Below are 19,558 nucleotides of genomic sequence, written 5' to 3'. Positions count from 1 at the left end.
AAACCGGCATGGCAGCGGCTGCGCTTGTTACCATCAGGCCCCCATGAAATTCGACCCCGTCTCCCTGCGCCTGTTTGTGGCCGTGATGGAAGAAAGCACCATCGCCGCCGCTGCTGCGCGCGAGCACATCGCCGCATCGGCTGTGAGCCGCCGCCTGGCCGACCTGGAAGACGCGCTGCGTGTGGCGCTGTTCACCCGCAGCAACAAGGGCACCGAGCCCACGGCTGCCGCCTATGCGCTGCTGAACCTGGCGCGTGGTGTGCTCAACGACCTGGACGGCATCGCCAGCCAGATGCGTGACTACGGCGCGGGCGTGCGCGGCCATGTGCGGGTGGTGGCCAACATCTCGGCCATCACGCAGTTTTTGCCCGCGCAGCTGCAGAGCTTCATGGCGCTGCACCCGCAGGTGGACGTGCGGCTGCAGGAGCAGATCAGCACGGCCATCGCCCAGTCCGTGGCCGAGAACGCGGCCGACGTGGGCATCCTCAACCAGGGCCAGTACGGAGACCGCGTGGTGCAACTGCCCTACCGCACCGACGAGCTGGTGCTGGTGGTGCCCACGGGCCATGCGCTGGCGCGCCGCAAGTCGGCCCGCCTGGCCGACGCCCTGCCCTACGACTTTGTGGGCGCGCACCCGGGCAGCGCCATCAACAACCAGCTGACCCGCGCCGCCTCCGAAGCCGGCCTGCCGCTGCGCCTGCGCATGCAGGTCACCAGCTACGACGCGCTGTGCCTGATGGTGGCCGCCGGCCTGGGCGTGGGCGTGATGCCGCGTGGCAGCGCCGCGCTGTACAAGGGCTCGCAGCCCATCCGCGTGGTCACGCTGAACGAGCCTTGGGCGCACCGGCAGCTGGTGCTGTGCGTGCGCTCGGAAGAATCTCTCTCCAGCGTGGCGCGGCTGCTGGTGGACCACCTGCGCGCGCAACCACCGAATTCCGCCCCATGACCCTGCCCCGCCCCCTCCCTGCCCTGCAATGGGATGTATTCTGCCGCGTGATCGACAACTTTGGCGACATCGGTGTGTGTTGGCGGCTGGTGGCACAGCTGGCAGGCCTGGGGCACCGCGTGCGCTTGTGGGTGGACGATGCCTCGGCGCTGGAATGGATGGCCCCTGCAGGAAGCCCTGGCGTGGAAGTACGCCCCTGGGGCGCACCGCCGCCGGGCCCGCACGAGTCCCCCCCCGATGTGATGGTGGAGGCGTTCGGCTGCGACATCGCTCCTGAATTCATAGCATATAGCGCAATTTCTACTAGCGCTTCTGGGCAAAAACGCCCCAAACCGGTCTGGATCAACCTGGAATACCTGTCTGCCGAGGCTTACGTGGAGCGCACCCACCGCCTTCCTTCGCCCATCCTGTCGGGCCCGGCGTCGGGGTGGACGCGCTGGTTTTTCTATCCCGGCTTTACCGCCGGCACCGGCGGCCTGCTGCGCGAGCACCATCTGATGGAGCAGCGCGAGGCGTTTGACCGCAGCGCCTGGCGTGCAGAGCACCGGGCTCTGTTCGGGGCGGGGGACGAAGCGCCGGGCACGCGCTGGGTGTCGCTGTTCTGTTACGAGCCTCCCGCGCTGGCCGACCTGCTGCAGCAATGCGCGCAGCGGCCCACCCAGCTATTGGTCACGCCCGGCCGCCCGGCCGCCGCCGTGCGGGCGGCCTTGGCCGAACCCGTGAACAGCGCAACGGCACCACTCCCGCATGAAAAGCGGGGGCAACTGTCCTTGTCTTACCTGCCCCACCGGCCTCAGCCAGCGTTTGACGAGATGCTGTGGGCCTGCGACTTCAACGCCGTGCGGGGCGAGGACTCCCTGGTGCGCGCGCTGTGGGCGGGCCAGGCCTTTGTGTGGCACATCTATCCGCAGCACGACAACGCCCACCACGACAAGCTCTGGGCGTTTCTGGACTGGCTGCAGGCACCAGCGTCGCTGCGGCGATTCCACGCCACCTGGAACGGACTGGACGCCGCGCCTCTGCAATGGCCCGATGACGACACCCTGGCCGAGTGGACCGCCTGCACCTGCGCAGCCCGTGCGCGCCTGCTGACGCAGGACAACCTTGTGGCGCAACTTTTGGGCTTTGTCGCCGAAAAACGGTAAAATCCGAGGCTTTGCGCAAATCAGGCGCGGCATGTCAGTGCCCACGCCCTGCGCACTTTCGCCGCAGAACATGCACCGGCGCGCAAACCAGGCGGTTTGCCAGCCCGCGCGTTGAGCGGCCCCAACCCAAGCAACTTGCTATGAAAATCGCTCAAGAAATCCGCGCCGGCAACGTCATCATGCACGGCAAGGACCCCATGGTGGTCCTGAAGACCGAATACGCCCGCGGCGGCCGCGGTGCAGCCACCGTGCGCATGAAGCTCAAGAGCCTGATCGGCAACTTCGGCACCGAAGTCGTGTTCAAGGCCGACGACAAGATCGACAACGTGATCCTGGACAAGAAGGAGTGCACCTACTCCTACTTCGCCGACCCCATGTACGTGTGCATGGACACCGAGTACAACCAGTACGAAGTGGAAGCCGAAAACATGGGTGACTCGCTGAACTACCTGGAAGACGGCATGGCCCTGGAAGTGGTGTTCTACGACGGCAAGGCCATCTCCGTGGAACTGCCTACCAGCATCGAACGTGAAATCACCTGGACGGAACCTGCCGTCAAGGGCGACACGTCCGGCAAGGTGCTCAAGCCCGCCAAGATCGCCACCGGCTTCGAAGTGGCCGTGCCCCTGTTCGTGAACCAGGGCGACAAGATCGAAATCGACACGCGTACCGGCGAATACCGCAAGCGCGTCTGAGGCACCTTCTGCCCCAGTCACAAAAGAGGCTTCCCGAGGGAAGCCTTTTTTATGGGTCATTTTTGGGGTCTGGCGCCTGACGGACAAGCGCCTCAAGCTATCAAAAAAATAGCATTCAGCCCCTACAGCACCGTCACACCGGCACGGCGACCAAGTCGTGCCCTTGCGTGCCCACGACGCGCGCCTTGGTGAACTCGCCCACCTTGAGCTGCTTGCTGATCTTTTCGGGCGGCAGCAGGTGCACCACGCCATCGATCTCAGGCGCATCGGCGTAGCTGCGACCTCGGCCACCCTTCTTGCCCATGGCAGGCGCATGGTCCACCAGCACCTGCATGGTCGCGCCCACGCGGCGCTGCAGCTTGGCAATCGAGACTTCCTCGGCCACCGCCATGAAGCGGGCGCGGCGCTCTTCGCGCACTTCCATGGGCAGCATGCCGGGCAGCTCGTTGGCGGCGGCGCCGTTCACGTCACTGTAGGCAAAGCAGCCGGCACGGTCGATCTGCGCCTCGCGCACAAAGTCGAGCAGGTGCTGGAACTCTTCCTCGGTCTCACCCGGAAAGCCTGCGATGAAGGTGCTGCGGATGACCAGCTCGGGGCAGGCCTCGCGCCAGCGCTGTATGCGCTCCAGATTACGTTCGCCGCTGGCGGGGCGCTTCATGCGCTTGAGCACGTCGGGGTGGCTGTGCTGGAAAGGCACGTCCAGATACGGCAGCACCTTGCCCGTGGCCATGAGCGGGATCACTTCGTCCACGCTAGGGTACGGGTACACATAGTGCAGGCGCACCCAGGCACCGTAGGGCTCAGCAATTTCGCCCAGCGTCTGCACCAGCTCCAGCATGCGGGTCTTGACAGGCTTGCCGTCCCAGAAGCCGGTGCGGTACTTCACGTCCACGCCATAGGCCGAGGTGTCTTGGCTGATGACCAGCAGCTCCTTCACGCCGCCCTCGAACAAGGCCTTGGCCTCGCTGAGCACGTCGCCGATAGGGCGCGACACCAGATCGCCACGCATGGAGGGAATGATGCAGAAGGTGCAGCGGTGGTTGCAGCCCTCGCTGATCTTGAGGTAGGCGTAGTGCTTGGGCGTGAGCTTGATGCCCGCCACACCAAAGCCGCCCGGCACCAGGTCCACAAACGGATCGTGCGGCTTGGGCAGGTTCAGGTGGACGGCGTCCATCACTTCTTGCGTCGCATGCGGGCCCGTCACGGCCAGCACACTGGGGTGCATCTGCCGCACCATGTTGCCGCCATCCTCGCCAGCGCGCGCGCCCAGGCAGCCCGTCACGATGACCTTGCCGTTCTCGGCCAGGGCTTCACCTATGGTGTCCAGGCTTTCTTTCACGGCATCGTCAATGAAGCCGCAGGTGTTAACGATGACCAGGTCCGCGCCCTGGAAAGTCTTGGAAGTTTCGTAACCCTCGGCGCTCAATTGCGTGAGGATCAGTTCGGAATCAGTCAAAGCCTTGGGGCAGCCCAGGCTGACGAATCCGACTTTGGGTGTTTTGGTGGGGGCAATTGCTTCGCTCATAACCCCGTATTGTCCCAGTTCCCGCGCAGGGCCGGTAAGGTGGCCCATTCAGTTCCCTGCAGACCACCGTAGGAGCGTGGGCCGGGCACCCGTCAAATCGCGGCGGCGACCCCGGAAAGATTGCCCCTGCGGGTCGGCGGCTCAGAGGGTCAGCGCTTGATGCCAAATGCTCCCAGCATCTGCTCCGTCTGCTTTTGCATTTGCTCCTGCATCTGGGCCAGCATGGTCTGCGATTGCTCGACATAGTTGCCCATCATGCCTTTGAGCATGGGCGACTGCAGGCTCATGAATTGCGACCACATCTCGGGCGTCACGCTTTGCGACTGCTCAGCCAGCTTGGCCTGCACATCGGTAAAGGCCTGGACGTTCTTCTCCAGATACGCGCCCATGAACCCCTGCATGGCATGGCCATAGAAACGGATGATGTTGGCCAACACCGCCTCGGTGAACATCGGGGCGCCGCCCGCCTCTTCTTCCAGAATGATCTGCAGCAGGATGCTGCGCGTGAGGTCTTCGCCCGTCTTGGCGTCGCGCACCACCACGTTCTGGTGGTCCATCACCAGCTGGCGCACCTCGGCCAGCGTGATGTAGGTGGAGGTGTCTGTGTCGTACAGACGGCGGTTGGGGTACTTTTTGATGACACGCTGGGTCGATTTGGACGCAGCGCTTTTCGGTTCGGACACAACGAACTCCTCGGGCTCAAAACCCATGTATTGCAGTGCAGCACATTCTAGGGAGACTGCTGCGCGGCAGCGGCAAAGGAATACCCTGATGATGTCGGGCACCAATGTGTCGCGTGGGCGACTGATGCGCGAGGCGCCGTATGACGTGCAGCCTTTTGCGCTCCGTGCCCCAACAAAAGCCCAGGGCGCAAGAAGATAAAAGCAGAAACGAAAAAGCCACCTTGCGGTGGCTTGCTGCGTGAACACCGGTTGCGGTGCTGTGCCAAGTTTTTGTCAGACTGAAAGCTGGTCTCTTTCAGAAAAAACTTGGTAGGCGCGATTGGACTCGAATGTGTGGGCTCCTATTGCTCCCCTCTGGAATCCTGCTGAACTCACCCGCCAGTGAGCGCCTGAAGCCGCCAGTAAAACCCCAAATAAAGCCCCACACAAGTGGTCTGTCTGCAGGTGAAAAGCCTCTCAGATGCAGGTCAACGCTACCCTTAACCATCACGTCCGCACAGTCGGCTGATGGGGCTCGAACCGGAAACGGGGGGTATCAGGGGGTTTGCAGGGGCGCATGCCAATCGCTCACACCAGGGAGATGCCCCTCGGCTACTCCTTACTACCCCAGGGCCGCCCCCAGGATCGCCCCTGACTTATCGCCTAACCTCGACTTGCATCCTAGGCTGAGACACGTTGCGACCTCCCCTTGATGACCCGATCTGAAAGTCCAGCTTCATGCTGGCGCAGGCTCAAGGAATGAGGTATTGATCGATTTATTGGGGTAATCAGTGCTTCATGTACCCCAATTCACTGTAGCATTACCCCATTCTTTGCTGCCTGGATGATGCTGCATGCACTCGCTCTCGCCCGACTACCTCGCCAAGCTACGTTTCGATGCGCAGCAGTTGGCGACGCTGCGCGCCCTGGGTGAGTACCGGGGCAAGCAGCAACTTTATGTGGCCCAGTCACCCGAGGTCTTGAGCGACCTGCGCCAGGTGGCTGTAGTGGAGTCTACCGAGTCCTCAAACCGCTTGGAGGGCGTTGTGGTTGCGGCGCACCGGCTCAAGTCACTGGTGCTCAAAAACGCCGCGCCGCAGAGCCGATCCGAACAAGAAGTGGCAGGCTACCGCGACGCGTTGAGCCTGATCCACGAAAGCGGGGACCAGATGCCGTTCTCGGAAGGCACCGTGTTGCAGCTCCACGGCATCTTGTATCGCTACATGCCCCAACCAGGCGGGCACTGGAAGGCGACCAACAACGACATCATCGAGCGCCACCCTGATGGCAGTTCGCGCATCCGATTTCGGCCGGTGGCTGCGCATCTGACGCCCATGGCGATGACCGACATGATCGCGCGCTACCGCACGGCGCTGGATCAACATCTGGCCGACCCGCTGGTGCTGGTGCCGCTGGTCGTCCTTGACTTCCTCTGCATCCATCCGTTCCCGGATGGCAACGGACGCATGGCGAGACTGTTGACACTGCAGCTGCTCTACCACTTCGACTACGCCGTGGGCCGCTTCATCAGCCTGGAGCGGATTTTCGAGGAATCGAAAGAAAGCTATTACGAGACGCTGGAGGCCAGCTCGCAGCACTGGCACGACGCTGCCCACAACATCGCCCCGTGGCTGGATTACTTCTGGGGTGCCCTGTTGCGCGCCTATAAAGAGTTTGAAGAACGGGTCGGCACCATCGAGCGCGGGCGCGGAGCCAAGGGCGACCGTGTGCGCGCTGAGATTCTCAAGCGCCAGTTGCCCTTCTCCATCTCGGAAATTGAGGAAGCCTGTCCTGGCGTCAGCCGCGACATGGTGCGGGTGATTCTCCGCGCCATGAAGGCTGAAGGATTGATTGAACCAAATGGCAAAGGCAGAGGTGCCAAATGGCAGCACAAACAGCCATGACCCTCTGCAGGGCCGCCGTGGCCCTTGGCGCGTCACGCGCCCACAAAGAAGACAAGGGAGAGAAGAACCGTGGATGACGTTTTTCAGTTTCGCAACCAGTTGGTTGACCGTTACAGCAACTTCTCTCGCAGCTTTGTTCGCATTGCCGCAGATGACATCCAGCAGGAAGTTGAACGCCAGTACCAGGATGGTCGCTATTGGCCCGAGCCACTGGTTCAGATCAATCCCAACTACCAGCGCAAAGGCACTGTTCAGTCGTTGGCCGCGGAAGGTGTGTTGCACCCCGTGTGTGCGGACGTCTTTCAGGTTGGGAAGCCCGAAGGCCATCCGCAACCGCTCCACCTCTACGCCCACCAGTTGCAGGCTCTCGCCAAGGGGCAGGCAGGCCAAAGTTATGTCGTGACAACCGGGACGGGATCCGGCAAGTCACTGTCTTTCTTCATCCCCATCATTGACCGCATCATCAAAGCCAAGGCAGAAGGGGGTAAGGCGCGCACACGGGCCATCGTCATCTACCCGATGAACGCGTTGGCAAACAGTCAATTGGAAGAACTCGACAAGTTCCTCCATGGCTACGGGTCAGATGAACGCCCATTCACCGTCGCACGGTACACCGGTCAGGAAAAAAAGTCTGAGCGCGATGCCATAGCGGACAACCCGCCAGACATCCTGCTCACCAACTTCATGATGCTGGAGTACATCCTCACCCGCTTCGATGATGTGGATCGCAGGGTGGTGGACCATTGCGAAGGCTTGGAGTTCTTGGTGTTGGATGAACTCCACACCTATAGAGGCCGGCAGGGAGCCGATGTGGCCCTGCTCGTTCGTCGCCTACGCGAACGGCTCAAGGCCGACAAGCTTGTATGTATCGGCACCTCCGCCACCATGTCGAGCGCGGGCACCCAGGCAGATCGCAACCGCACCGTGGCCGAGGTGGCCGCCAAACTTTTTGGCGCCCACATCAGCGAGCACGATGTGATTGGCGAAACGCTGGAACGCGTCACGAACCCGCTCAGAGACGTCGCGGCGATTGCCGCCGAATTGCCAGCCGCCGTCATGCGCGAGCATTTCGGATGGCCAGACTTTGAAGCATTTCAGCGTGACCCATTGTCCATCTGGGTTGAGCTCAACCTTGGCATTGAGCTACCCGATCACGAACCCCCAAGACGAGCCAAACCCAAGACACTTCAGGTCGCCAGCGAGAATTTAGCGCTGGACGCCAAGTGCGACGTGGCGCAAGCTCGAGCGGCGTTGCAAAAGTTTCTGGTGGCCGCCCATGAGGTGCGAACACCTCAAGGGCGCCCGCCCTTTGCCTTCAAGCTGCACCAATTCATCAGCGGCCCCGGCAAAGTGCTCACCACGCTGGAGGCCTCAGGTCAGCGGCACATCACCTTAGATGCGCAACGCTTCGCGCCAGGTCGGCAAGACGAAGGCGTGCATCTGTATCCCGCTCACTTTTGCCGGGATTGCGGCCAAGAGTACCTGCCTGTGTGGCAGTCTGGGCAACGCCCCCTCACCTATCTGCCCAGAGAGATCGACGACGTCAGCGCGGACGACAATGAAGACGCCAGCTACGGGTTTCTCTGCCCAACGAAAGGCGGACAGCAGTACGGCGGTCAGATCGACGATCTGCCTGAAGCGTGGCTGGACCTGAGCCGCGAAGAGCCGAAGGTCAAGCCAGCCTACAGAAAGGCCATCCCCTATCGTGTCGCCGCCGACCCTCAGGGGCACGATGGGTCAGGTGAGGATTTCTGGTTCATCCCAGGCAAATTCCGCTTCTGCCTGAGTTGTGGCGTGGTGCATGAGGCACATGGCAAGGATGCCAACCGCCTATCCAGCCTGTCCGGTGAGGGCCGATCCTCGGCCACCACAATGATCGCGTTGAGTGCCCTGCAACAGCTCTTTGCTTTGCCCGATCCCTCGCCTGGGCAACCCGACCCACGCAAGCTCTTGGGGTTCACCGACAACCGGCAGGATGCCGCCTTGCAGGCAGGGCATTTCAACGACTTCATCTTCTTGCTGACCCTGCGTTCGGGCCTGATTGGTGCCCTGCAGGACAACGCTGGCGTGCTCAACGAAGAGCAGCTTGCTGATGCTGTGTTCAAAGCGCTTGGCTTCCAACAGGTGGAGCAAAGCATCTTGGTGGAGTACCTGCGCTCTCCCAAGCTGATGGGTCTGGCACGTCAAGAGGCACAGCGCACCCTGCGCTTCATCATCGCGTATCGACTGCTGCGTGACCTGCGCAGAGGCTGGCGATACAACAACCCGAATCTCGATCAGCTCGGTCTGCTGGCCATCCGCTATCGCGGCCTGGACGAGTTTTCCGCAGATGCTGGTGCATTCGCGGAAAACAAGGTGCTATCCAGTCTCAGCCCGGCACACCGCACTCGATTGAGCGAGCTGCTGTTTGACAATCTGCGTCGCCATCTGTGTCTTGAAACCCGATATCTTGACCCTGTCGAGCACGACAAAGCGCGTACGAGCGGCCACACCTACCTCACGGAGCGCTGGGCTTTTGCTCCTGATGAAAAACTCGAAACGGGCCGCTACCTGATTCTGGGCAAACGCCCTGAATACAAAGGCAAACCACGAACCGACCTTGTCACCGGCGGCGCGCGCTCGCGATTGCTGCGGCTGGTCAAGACATCCAGCTTCTGGCAAGACACCGTCTTTGCTGGTGAGGTCAAACGCTGGAAGGACCCTGAATGGGTTGAGCTCATCGAGGCGCTGCTGCGCGCCGCAGGCAACTACGGCTATGTTCAGAAGCACGCCATCGACGCGCAATTGGCAGGCTGGCGCCTGAACGCCGCCGCCTTGGACTGGTGCCTGACCAGCGATCAGGCGCTTGGTGACGACAGTCGGGTCAACACCTTCTTCCGAGAGCTCTACCTCAGCGTGGCCGATCTGCTGCGCCTGCCGTCTCACCCCCTGTTCGAGTTCGAGGCCCAAGAACACACCGCACAGGTTGACGCCCCCCGCCGCCAGCTGCTGGAACAGCGCTTCCGCTACACCGACAAAGACCGCAACGACTGGTCGCAGAACCCCGCGCACGAGGCTCCGTTGGAGCGATTGCCCGTCATGTTCTGCTCACCCACCATGGAGCTGGGAGTGGACATCTCCGCGCTCAACACCGTGTATCTGCGCAACATGCCGCCCACACCAGCTAATTACGCGCAGCGCAGCGGCCGGGCGGGCCGCTCCGGCCAACAGGCTTTGGTCGTCACCTACTGCGCGGCCCTCAGCCCGCACGACCAATGGTTCTTCCACCATGCCAACGACATGGTGCATGGCGTGGTCCGCGCGCCCACACTGGATCTGGCCAACCGCGACCTCGTGGACAGCCACCTGCAGGCCGTGTGGCTGGCCAGCACGCAAACCCCGCTGGATGCCAGCATCGCCCCAATGCTGGATCTGGACCAGCCAGGCAAGCCGCTCAAGCAGAGCTACCAAGACGCCTTCAACGCACCAGGTGTGCGTGAACGCGCCATGGGCAGCGCGCAGCGCGTCGTGGACCAGCTTCTGACCGACTTGAACGGTAGCCACTGGTTCACAACTGCGTACGTGCAGCAGGTCATCGAGCGCGCTCCCCAACAGTTTTCGGGCGCCCTGGAGCGCTGGCGTGTCCTGTTCGACGCCACTCGGCAGCAGATGAACATGGCCGACCAAATCGTCAAGAGCCATACCGCATCGCACGCCGAGCGCCAGAACGCCCAACGCCGCTACGGTGACGCGGCACGGCAGTACGCCGTGCTCCTCAAGTCGGGCAACAGCCAGAACACCGATTTCTACACCTACCGCTACCTGGCCAGCCAGGGTTTCCTGCCGGGCTACAACTTCCCGCGCCTGCCCCTCATGGCCTGGATTCCAGCCCGCGGCGGGCAGACCACCAACGGCAAAGATGACGAGGGCAGCATGGTCAGCCGCCCCAGGTTCCTGGCCCTGTCTGAGTTCGGACCGCGCAGCCTCATCTACCACCAGGGGCGCATGTACCGCGTGGTGCGTGCCAAGCTCAACGTGGGCAATGCCGACCACATCTCAGGCAACAGCCAGCTCTCAACGATCACCTCCTTGGTGTGCAGCCAATGCGGCTACGGCCACCTGGGCGAGCCGGGCGGCGGGCAGCCGCTGGTCAACCGTTGCGAAAACTGCGATGCGCTGCTGACGGAAACCGACTGGGTGCGCGAGCTCTACCGCATCGAGACGGTCGAAACCCTTCCGGTCGAACGCATCTCCATCAACGACGAAGACCGTCAGCGACAAGGCTTCGAGCTGCAGACCACATACCGTTTTCTGCCCGGGCCCGATGGCAAGATTCAGAAACAGAAAGCCGACGTTCTGCAGAGCGAGGAAGCTCTGGCCGAACTCAGCTACGCGCCGGCAGCACGCATCTGGCGCATCAACCGGGGATGGCGTCGCCGCAAGGACAAGGAGCAACTGGGCTTCTACATCAACCCCATCACAGGCACCTGGAGCAAGCAGGATGCCCCGGATGCGGGCGACGACAACGGCAACGATGACGCGCTCATGGACAAGGTGCCCAACCAGCGCATCGTCCCTTTCGTTGAAGACCATCGCAACCTGCTGATTCTGGCGCCGGTGCATGCGCTTTCGCTGGAGGCCATGGCCACGTTGCAGGCTGCGCTCAAACGTGGTGTCGAGATGACTTTTCAGATTGAAGAGTCCGAGCTCGTGGCCGAGCCATTGCCAAAGCTCGACGAACGCCGCGCGCTGCTGTTCTATGAGGCCGCAGAAGGCGGGGCGGGCGTGCTCACCCGGCTGGCCAATGACTCCGCCGGCTTGGCCCTGGTTGCACAAAATGCGCTGCGGCTCCTGCATCACAGAGATCCCGCCGATGGCATCTGGCGGATTGAAGACCTGTCTGCGCTGGAAGAAACCAATGATCTCGGCAACCACATCTGCGAGGCTGGCTGCTACCAGTGCCTGCTCTCGTACTTCAACCAGCCTGACCACGAGCACATCAACCGCCGCAACCCCGAGGCGCTCAAGCTGCTGGTTGCCATGGCCAACGCTCAGGTCAGGTTGCGCCCCTCAGATGACAGTTCACCGGCCGGCCAAGCCGGCACCGCCGGTGCTGAACCAACAGATGACACGCCCCAGGCGCGCTGGCTGGCTGCCCTGCATCAGGCAGGCCTCGCTACGCCAGACGCCCTGAACATCCCCGTAAATCAGGGCGCAGCCACCGCCGCGGCGCAGTACAAGGCCGCGCGCGCCTTGGTGTTCCTCAGCCCGGTCGATGCCGCCACAGCCGCCTCGCTGCAAGACAAGGGCTGGCAAGTGCTGGACTTCTCCGAACCCGAACATTGGTCCAAGCGCTTCGCTGAACACCCAGCCGTGTTCGGTTCGGCCAGCTGATATCCCTAAACGCATTCCATGACAACCCTTGAACACGACTTTCAGCCTGGCAACCTAGTTCGCGCCCGTGGCCGCGAATGGGTGGTGCAGACCGACTCGCACCGCGACTGGCTGCGCTTGCGCCCTCTGGGCGGCGCCGAAGACGAAACGATCGCCCTGATCCCCGAGCTGGAACTGGCGCCAGTTGAACACGCCACTTTTGACCTGCCGGATCCAGCCCTCGCTGGCAACCATGCGGCAGCCGTCCTACTACGCGATGCTTTGCGCCTCACGCTGCGCGCCGGTGCTGGCCCGTTCCGGTCGTTCGGCAACATCGCGGTGGAGCCACGCGGCTACCAACTGGTGCCACTGCTAATGGCCCTGCGCCTGTCCACAGTTCGCCTTTTGATTGCCGACGACGTGGGCATCGGCAAAACCATTGAAGCCGGGCTGATTGCCCGCGAGTTGATGGACCGAGGAGAAATTGCCCGTCTCGCCGTGCTGTGCCCACCCCACCTGGTCGAGCAATGGCAATCCGAGCTCGAAACCCGGTTCAACCTCCATGCCGTCGCGCTCACGGCATCGTCCGCCGCCCGTGTCGAGCGCGAACTGCCTCACGGTGTGGCCCTATTCGATCACCACCCCGCGGTGGTGGTGAGCCTGGACTACATCAAGAGCGAACGCAACCGCGAGCAGTTCATCGCCACGGCGCCCGAATGCATCATCGTGGACGAGGCCCACACCTGCGCCAGCAGCGGCGCCGGCAAGCAACTTCGCTTTGAACTGTTGCAGCGACTGGGCAGGAACGAGCACAGGCATCTGATCCTGCTCACGGCCACACCACACTCCGGCGACGAAGTCGCCTTCTACAACCTGCTGTCGTTGCTGGATCAGCGCTTCCTGGCGCTGCAAGGTCGCATGTCGGCCAGCGATCCACTGCGCCAGGAACTGGCTCGCCATTTCGTGCAACGCCGTCGCAAGGACATCGCCGAGTGGCAGGCCGAAACAGAAGACGGCCGCGGCTTTGCCCGGCGCATGAAAACCGAGCTGACTTACCAGCTCAGTGGCGACTGGGGCAACTTCTTCGACGCCGTGCAGGACTACTGCCGCGAACTGGCAGAGACCGCCGAACGCGAGGGGGTGGCCGGAGGTTCGGGCCTCATGTGGTACGCCACGCTCGCCTTGCTGCGTTGCGTGGCATCCTCCCCTGCCGCTGCGGTCAAAGCTTTGACCACGCGTCTTGAAGGCACTCAGTCCGAAGAAGACCTGCTGACCGACGAGCGCCTGCACGATGGCGCGGCCGATGACCTGTCGGCCAGCGACCTGGAACCTCCAGCTCAGGTGCAAGACGCGTCCCGCCTGCAAGAACTCATCACCACGGCCAAGCGTCTCTCCGGCCAATCCGGCGACCCCAAGCTGGCCGCCTTGATTCAGCATGTCGGCCAACTGCTCAAAGACGGCTACCACCCAGTGGTGTTCTGCCGCTACATCGCCACCGCACACTACGTGGCGCACCACCTCAAGACGAAATTTCCCCAGGCCACGATCGAGGCCATCACAGGCGAATTTACGCCCGAAGAGCGGCGTGAGCGTGTGGAGGACATGGGCGAAGCCGACAGCCGCATCCTGGTGGCAACTGATTGCCTGTCTGAAGGCATCAACCTGCAGCACCTGTTCACCGCAGTCGTCCACTACGACCTGGCCTGGAACCCCACGCGCCACGAACAACGCGAAGGCCGGGTAGACCGCTTTGGCCAGCAAGCCCCTGAAGTGCGCTGCACCATGCTCTACGGGCAAGATAACCCGATCGACGGCTTTGTGCTGAAGGTCATCTTGCGCAAGGGCGAGGCCATCCAGAAGGAGCTGGGCGTGATGGTCCCTCTGCCCGAAGACGATGCCCGCATCAACCAAGCCTTGGTCAAGGCCGCGCTGATGCGCCGCGAGCACAGGGCACCGGCCATCATGCTGCAAGAGTCTTTCGACTTTGGCGAGCCGGAGCGCCTGCTCGCACCCTTGCAGGCCCAGTGGCAAGACGCACTGGAAAAGGCCAAGGCCAACCGCACCGTGTTTGCGCAGCGCCGCATTCGCCCCGACGAGGTAGTGCCCGAGTGGCATAAACAGCAGCAGGCCCTGGGTGCGCAAGCCGATGTGAAGCGCTTTCTGCAAAGCGCCTGCGTACGCCTGGGCTCACCACTGGACAACACGCGCCGCGCCAACCAGGTGCGCTTCACCCCTCAACACCTGCCCGAGGCCTTGCGCCTGCGCCTGGCCGATGAAGGGCTGGACGCAGCTCAGCTGATCGATTTCGACGAGCTGCACCGCAGCCACCCTCTCGTGGGCCTGCTGGCCCAACACCTGCTGGAAGACGCACTCGGCAACACCCAGCCCGTAGCAGCCCGCTGCGCGGCCACGCTGACCAACGACGTGGAAGTGGCAACCACGCTGTACCTGCTGCGCGTGCGACATCAGCTCAGCTACGTGCGCCGCCGCGAACCCTTCCAGATGATGGCCGAAGAGACCGTGGCCTTGGCCGTACGCGGTCGGGCAAACCCAGAGTGGCTGGCCGATGACCAGGCAGCCCGCCTCATCGAGTGCACACCCAGTGGCAACCTGCCGCCAGAGGCTGTGCAGCGCGAGGTGCGCCACGCCCTCGAATTCCTGGCCGCCCACCCTCAGCAGTTGCAAGCTCTGGCGCAGCAACGCGCCCATGCCCTTCTGGACGACCACAAGCGGGTGCGTGAAGCCGCTCGCGACGTGGGCCAGTACAACGTCAAACCCTGCCTGCCGGTGGATGTGATGGGCGTGTACGTGCTCCTGCCCGATTCGCTGTAAGCCTGAGCCAAGAAAAACATGAAACGCATACGCAACAGCAAGCACCAGGCCACGCTCAACCTGCCCACCATTCAACTGGAAGGCAGCCTGTTCCTGCCCGACCAGTTGGAGAAGGCCGCGCAAGGCCGCGCTCAAAGCCAGACCGAGGTCGACTACGGTGTGCCCAAGGGCGTCAAGCTCAAAGACGAGTACAGCCGCGCCTTCCAGATTGCCTGCGCGCAGTGGCAACACTTCGCCGCCCAATTGGACCGTGCCGACGTAGACGCCCACCGGCTCACCATCGGTTTCGTGAGCGAACTGCTCCGCGACGCCTTGGGCTACACCCCGGTACAGCCCTCCACTTCGGTGCAAGTGGCCGCCATGGCCTACCCCGCCAACGTGATGGCAGGACGTGTGGCAGTGTTGGTGGCTCCGCACAACCTGGCTCTGGACGATGCCGACCCACGCTTTGCAGTGGCGGGCAGTGGCAACCGCAAGAAGTCCGCCTTCCAGGCCATGCAAGAGCTGCTCAACGCCAGCCCTGAGCACACCTGGGGCATCGTCAGCAACGGCAAGCAACTCCGTCTGTTGCGCGATGCGGCTTCGCTCACCCGACCTACCTATCTGGAATTCGACCTAGCCGATCTGCTGGGCGGCCAGCGCTATGCCGAGTTCGCCAACGTGTGGCGCCTGCTGCACGGCAGCCGTGCACCGCAGTCTGGTGGCGCCGCGTGCGTTTGGGAGCAATGGCGTGTAGCAGGCAAAGCCGAGGGCACGCGTGTACGCGACGGTCTGCGCAGCGGGGTCGAGAAAGCCCTGCTCACCTTTGGCGAAGGCTTCCTGCAGCACCCCACCAACGATGCACTGCGCGCCGCGCTGCACGAGGGCAGCCTGACCAAGGACGCCTACTTCCAGCAACTACTGCGCCTCATCTACCGGCTGATCTTTGTCTTCACCGTGGAAGAGCGCGGTGTATTGCATCCGGTTGATGACAGCGCCGAGGCCTTGGCTGCCCGAAAGGCCTATGCCAGCGGCTATTCACTGGGCCGGTTGCGTGAGCTGTGCCTAAAGCGCCGTGCCCGCAACCGGCATGACGACCACTGGCAGGCCATCCGCATCGTCTGGCGCGGCTTGGCGCACGGCCAGGCACGTCTGGCGCTGCCCGCTCTGGGCGGCCTGTTCGCGGAAGATCAATGTCCGCAGCTGGACGCCGCGAGCCTGCACAACACCCACATGCTCGCCGCGCTGCAACACCTGCGCTGGGCCGTCATCACTCAGGGCAAAGCCAGCAGTCTCACCCCGGTGGACTATCGCAACATGGGGCCAGAAGAGCTGGGCAGCGTGTACGAAAGTCTGCTGGAACTGGTACCTACCATCGATCTGCCTGCGCGCCGTTTCGGCTTTGTCGGCATCACCGAAGAAGGCAGCACCGCTGGCAACGCCCGCAAAACCTCGGGCAGCTACTACACGCCCGACAGCCTAGTGCAGGAGCTGATCAAAAGCGCGCTGGACCCCGTCATCGAACAACGCCTGCAGGCGCGCACCGACAATCCCACCGAAGCCCTTCTGTCCATCCGCGTGATGGACCCCGCCTGCGGTAGCGGCCACTTTTTGCTGGCAGCAGCCCGCCGGCTGGCAGAGAAGCTGGCCGAACTGCGCAGCGTTGAGAGTGGACAGGAAGGTGCCGTGCGCCCGCAAGATTACCGCCACGCTTTGCGTGAGGTGGTGGCCCACTGCATTTTTGGGGTCGACCGCAACCCCATGGCCATTGAACTGGCCCGCACTGCACTATGGCTGGAAGGCTTTGAAGAAGGCCGTCCTCTGAGTTTTCTGGATCACCACCTGCAGGTAGGCGATGCCCTCTTGGGCATCACCGATCTCAAGACCCTGGAATTCGGCATCGCGAAAGATGCGTTCAAACCCTTGTCGGGTGACGACAAGGAGGTGTGCAAAGCCCTGGCCAAGGCCAACACGGCCGCGCTCAAACAGCTCGCAACCGAACGCAAGAGCCGACAAGCCCGGCTGCAGTTGGAAGATACCCACGGTCTGACACAGCTGCGGGCCATCGAAGCCCTGCCCGAAAGCAGTACAGCTGAAATAGAGGCCAAGGCCCAAGCCTACGCCCGCTATCTGCAAACAGCACGCACCAGTCACCTGGCGGCCGCGGCCGACGCCTTGCTGGGCGCCTACTTGCTACCCAAGACTGCGGCCAACGCCATTCCGACCACCACCACCCTTGTTCTCACACTGCAAGGATCAACCCTGCAGGCAGTGCATCAAGCAGCGCTGGCTTCCGCACAAGCTGCATGCCAACACGCCAGGGTATTTCACTGGCCACTGGCGTTTCCGCAGGTGTTCGCCCAAGGTGGCTTCGACTGCGTGCTAGGCAATCCACCGTGGGAACGCATCAAGCTTCAGGAAGAGGAGTTCTTTGCCACCCGCCACCGTGACGTGGCTGAGGCCCGCAACAAGGCCGAGCGGGCGCAGCGTATCCAGTGGCTCAGCGAGGGCGTACTGTCGCGGCATCTTTCCCCTGACCTGGCTCGTGCCACACACGAGGACGAAGCCGAGAAGCGCTTGTACGCCGAGTTCATTGCTGCCCGTCGCACGGCAGAAGCAGCCAGCCTCTTTGCCCATGTGGGCGGCGAAGACGGGGGCCGCTACCCACTAACAGGTGTCGGCGATGTCAACACCTACGCGCTGTTCGCAGAGACCATTCTGCAGATCCATGCACGTGACGGACGTGCTGGCTTCATCGTGCCCACCGGCATTGCCACCGACGACAGCACCAAATTGTTCTTTGGGCAGCTTATCCAGCAGCAGCGCTTGGCAAGCATGTTTGGCTTCTGGGAAATTCGTCGGCTATTCCCAGGAACCGACAGTCGCGATTCATTCTGCCTTCTCACCCTTGGTTCTGCACATCAAGCCAACTTCATCTTTCATGCGAAGGAGCTAGCGGATCTCAGCGATGAACGCCGCCGCTTCAGCCTCACACGCGACCATTTCCGACTCATCAACCCTAACACGCTGACCTGCCCAATTTTCCGCAGCGCACGCGATGCCGAACTGACCAAAAAGCTGTACAGCGCTGCGCAGGTGCTGATGAAAGATGCTGTGGTCGCAGGGGATGGTAAGGACTCGCGCGTGCTAACGCCTGCTGTCAACCCGTGGGGGATTTCATTCATGCGCATGCTCGACATGGCGAACGATAGCAATCTGTTCTCCAATGGGCCTGCCCCAGATCGGTTGCCGCTGTACGAAGCCAAACTCATTCACCAGTTCGATCACCAGTGGGCAACCTACACGACCGACGGCAATAGTCGTGATATGACGCCGAATGAAAAGCAAGATCCCCAGACGCTTGTAACTCCACGCTACTGGGTAAGCAAGGTCGAGGTGGAACAGCGTTTGCAAGACAAGGGCTGGACGCGGGGGTGGTTGATGGGATGGCGGGACATCTGCCGTGCGACTGACGAGCGCACGGTGATTGCCAGCGTAATACCGCGGGTCGGGGTTAATCACAAAACCCCGCTCTATTTCGTGCGACCAACTCTTTCAGTCGCTCACAGCGCAGCGCTTCTGGCCAACTTTGACTCGTTAGTCCTTGACTACGTAGCACGCCAGAAGGTTGGAGGAACTTCACTTTCTTACTTCTACCTCAAGCAGCTACCGTTTTTGGAACCCGAGCGCTACGCCAAGGCCGACCTGGCCTTCATCGTTCCGCGAGTGCTGGAGCTAACCTATACCGCGCACGACCTTTCCGACTGGGCCAAGGATCTAGGATACGAGGGTGCGCCTTTCGCTTTCGACCTTGACCGTCGCGCCATCCTCCGAGCCGAACTAGACGCCTACTACGCCCGCCTGTACGGCCTGACTCGAGACGAACTGCGCTACATCCTCGACCCAGCCGATATCCTGGGCAAGGACTATCCCAGCGAAACCTTCCGGGTGCTCAAGAACAATGAGCGCATTCCCGGAACGGAGCAATACCGGACTCAGCAGTTGGTGCTGGCTGCATGGGATGCGTTGGAAGTTCCACATCCAATCACGGCGCCGGAACCCAAGCCAGTGCGCCGCAGGGCTCCATTGCCGATCTACGCAGAAGGAGGCACTCCGGCTTCCGCCGCAGAAGATTGGCTTGCGGGACTGATAGTCGATGTGCTTCAACAAGCCGGACCTTGTGATGACAATCAGCTTCGGAGAATTCTCGGCGCCCAGCTCCCAGATGAAACTCCGGATGCTGAGGTTCTTCATGCTTGGCTGGCACCCGTGAATACCGACCGTTGGGGTCACATTTGCAGTTGGCTTCGCGCTCTGTTGGGTGTTCCGGTGACAGCTCCCCTGTCAATCCGTGATGCTCAAGCGCAAGCAGAAGTCCTGGGTGACCATCGCACCGAGGCGCTCGCTCGCGCTTTGATAGCGGCTCGTCGCCAACAAGAAGCCGCGCTGGCAGAAGCTCTGGCAGGTTCCACATCGGAAGTTCGGCCCGACGAAATACGCAAACAGGGATAAAAATCT

9 protein-coding genes are annotated in these 19,558 nt (G+C 62.4%); 7 read left to right on the top strand and 2 right to left on the bottom strand.

All coding sequences use genetic code 11. From position 1 onward, the window contains the following. Positions 1 to 43: 43 nt before the first annotated feature. From ACODSM_RS14480 to efp, 3 genes are all read left to right on the top strand, one after another. Entirely contained in the window at positions 44 to 946 is a 903-nt protein-coding gene (locus tag ACODSM_RS14480; protein ID WP_488805746.1) for a LysR family transcriptional regulator, read from the top strand. Then, positions 943 to 2,091 carry an elongation factor P maturation arginine rhamnosyltransferase EarP gene (earP, locus tag ACODSM_RS14475; protein WP_488805745.1) on the top strand — a complete coding sequence of 383 codons (1,149 nt, stop codon included), beginning with the start codon at positions 943 to 945 and terminating at the stop codon, positions 2,089 to 2,091. Before ACODSM_RS14480 ends, earP begins: the two co-directional genes overlap by 4 nt. Positions 2,092 to 2,231: 140 nt before the next feature. Further along, positions 2,232 to 2,786, top strand: coding sequence for an elongation factor P (gene efp / locus ACODSM_RS14470; RefSeq protein WP_015014732.1), 555 nt, complete (start codon positions 2,232 to 2,234; stop codon positions 2,784 to 2,786). Positions 2,787 to 2,919: 133 nt separating this feature from the next. Here the strand turns inward: efp and rimO are convergent, their stop codons facing one another. Both rimO and phaR read right to left on the bottom strand, forming a co-directional pair. Beyond that, positions 2,920 to 4,311 (bottom strand): 30S ribosomal protein S12 methylthiotransferase RimO, encoded by a 1,392-nt coding sequence (gene rimO, locus ACODSM_RS14465; protein ID WP_488805744.1) that lies wholly within the window; start codon positions 4,309 to 4,311, stop codon positions 2,920 to 2,922. Positions 4,312 to 4,460: 149 nt separating this feature from the next. Then, the gene (gene phaR, locus ACODSM_RS14460; protein WP_015014734.1) at positions 4,461 to 5,021 is read right to left on the bottom strand and encodes a polyhydroxyalkanoate synthesis repressor PhaR; all 561 of its coding nucleotides are present in this window, start codon (positions 5,019 to 5,021) and stop codon (positions 4,461 to 4,463) included. 806 nt (positions 5,022 to 5,827) lie between these two features. Here phaR and ACODSM_RS14455 point away from each other — a divergent pair. From ACODSM_RS14455 to ACODSM_RS14440, 4 genes are all read left to right on the top strand, one after another. Further along, a complete protein-coding gene (locus ACODSM_RS14455; RefSeq protein ID WP_488805743.1) occupies positions 5,828 to 6,877 on the top strand; it encodes a Fic family protein in 1,050 nt (349 codons plus the stop codon). 69 nt (positions 6,878 to 6,946) lie between these two features. Continuing rightward, on the top strand, positions 6,947 to 12,250 hold the full coding sequence (locus ACODSM_RS14450) for a DEAD/DEAH box helicase (RefSeq protein WP_488805742.1): 5,304 nt from the start codon (positions 6,947 to 6,949) through the stop codon (positions 12,248 to 12,250). Between the two features lie 18 nt (positions 12,251 to 12,268). Beyond that, entirely contained in the window at positions 12,269 to 15,061 is a 2,793-nt protein-coding gene (locus ACODSM_RS14445; RefSeq protein ID WP_488805741.1) for a DUF8741 domain-containing protein, read from the top strand. Positions 15,062 to 15,079: 18 nt separating this feature from the next. Then, positions 15,080 to 19,552 (top strand): Eco57I restriction-modification methylase domain-containing protein, encoded by a 4,473-nt coding sequence (locus tag ACODSM_RS14440; RefSeq protein ID WP_488805740.1) that lies wholly within the window; start codon positions 15,080 to 15,082, stop codon positions 19,550 to 19,552. Positions 19,553 to 19,558 lie beyond the last annotated feature (6 nt).

Source organism: Acidovorax sp. FG42 (assembly GCF_057809195.1).
This window is presented reverse-complemented; position numbering and strand designations above follow the sequence as displayed.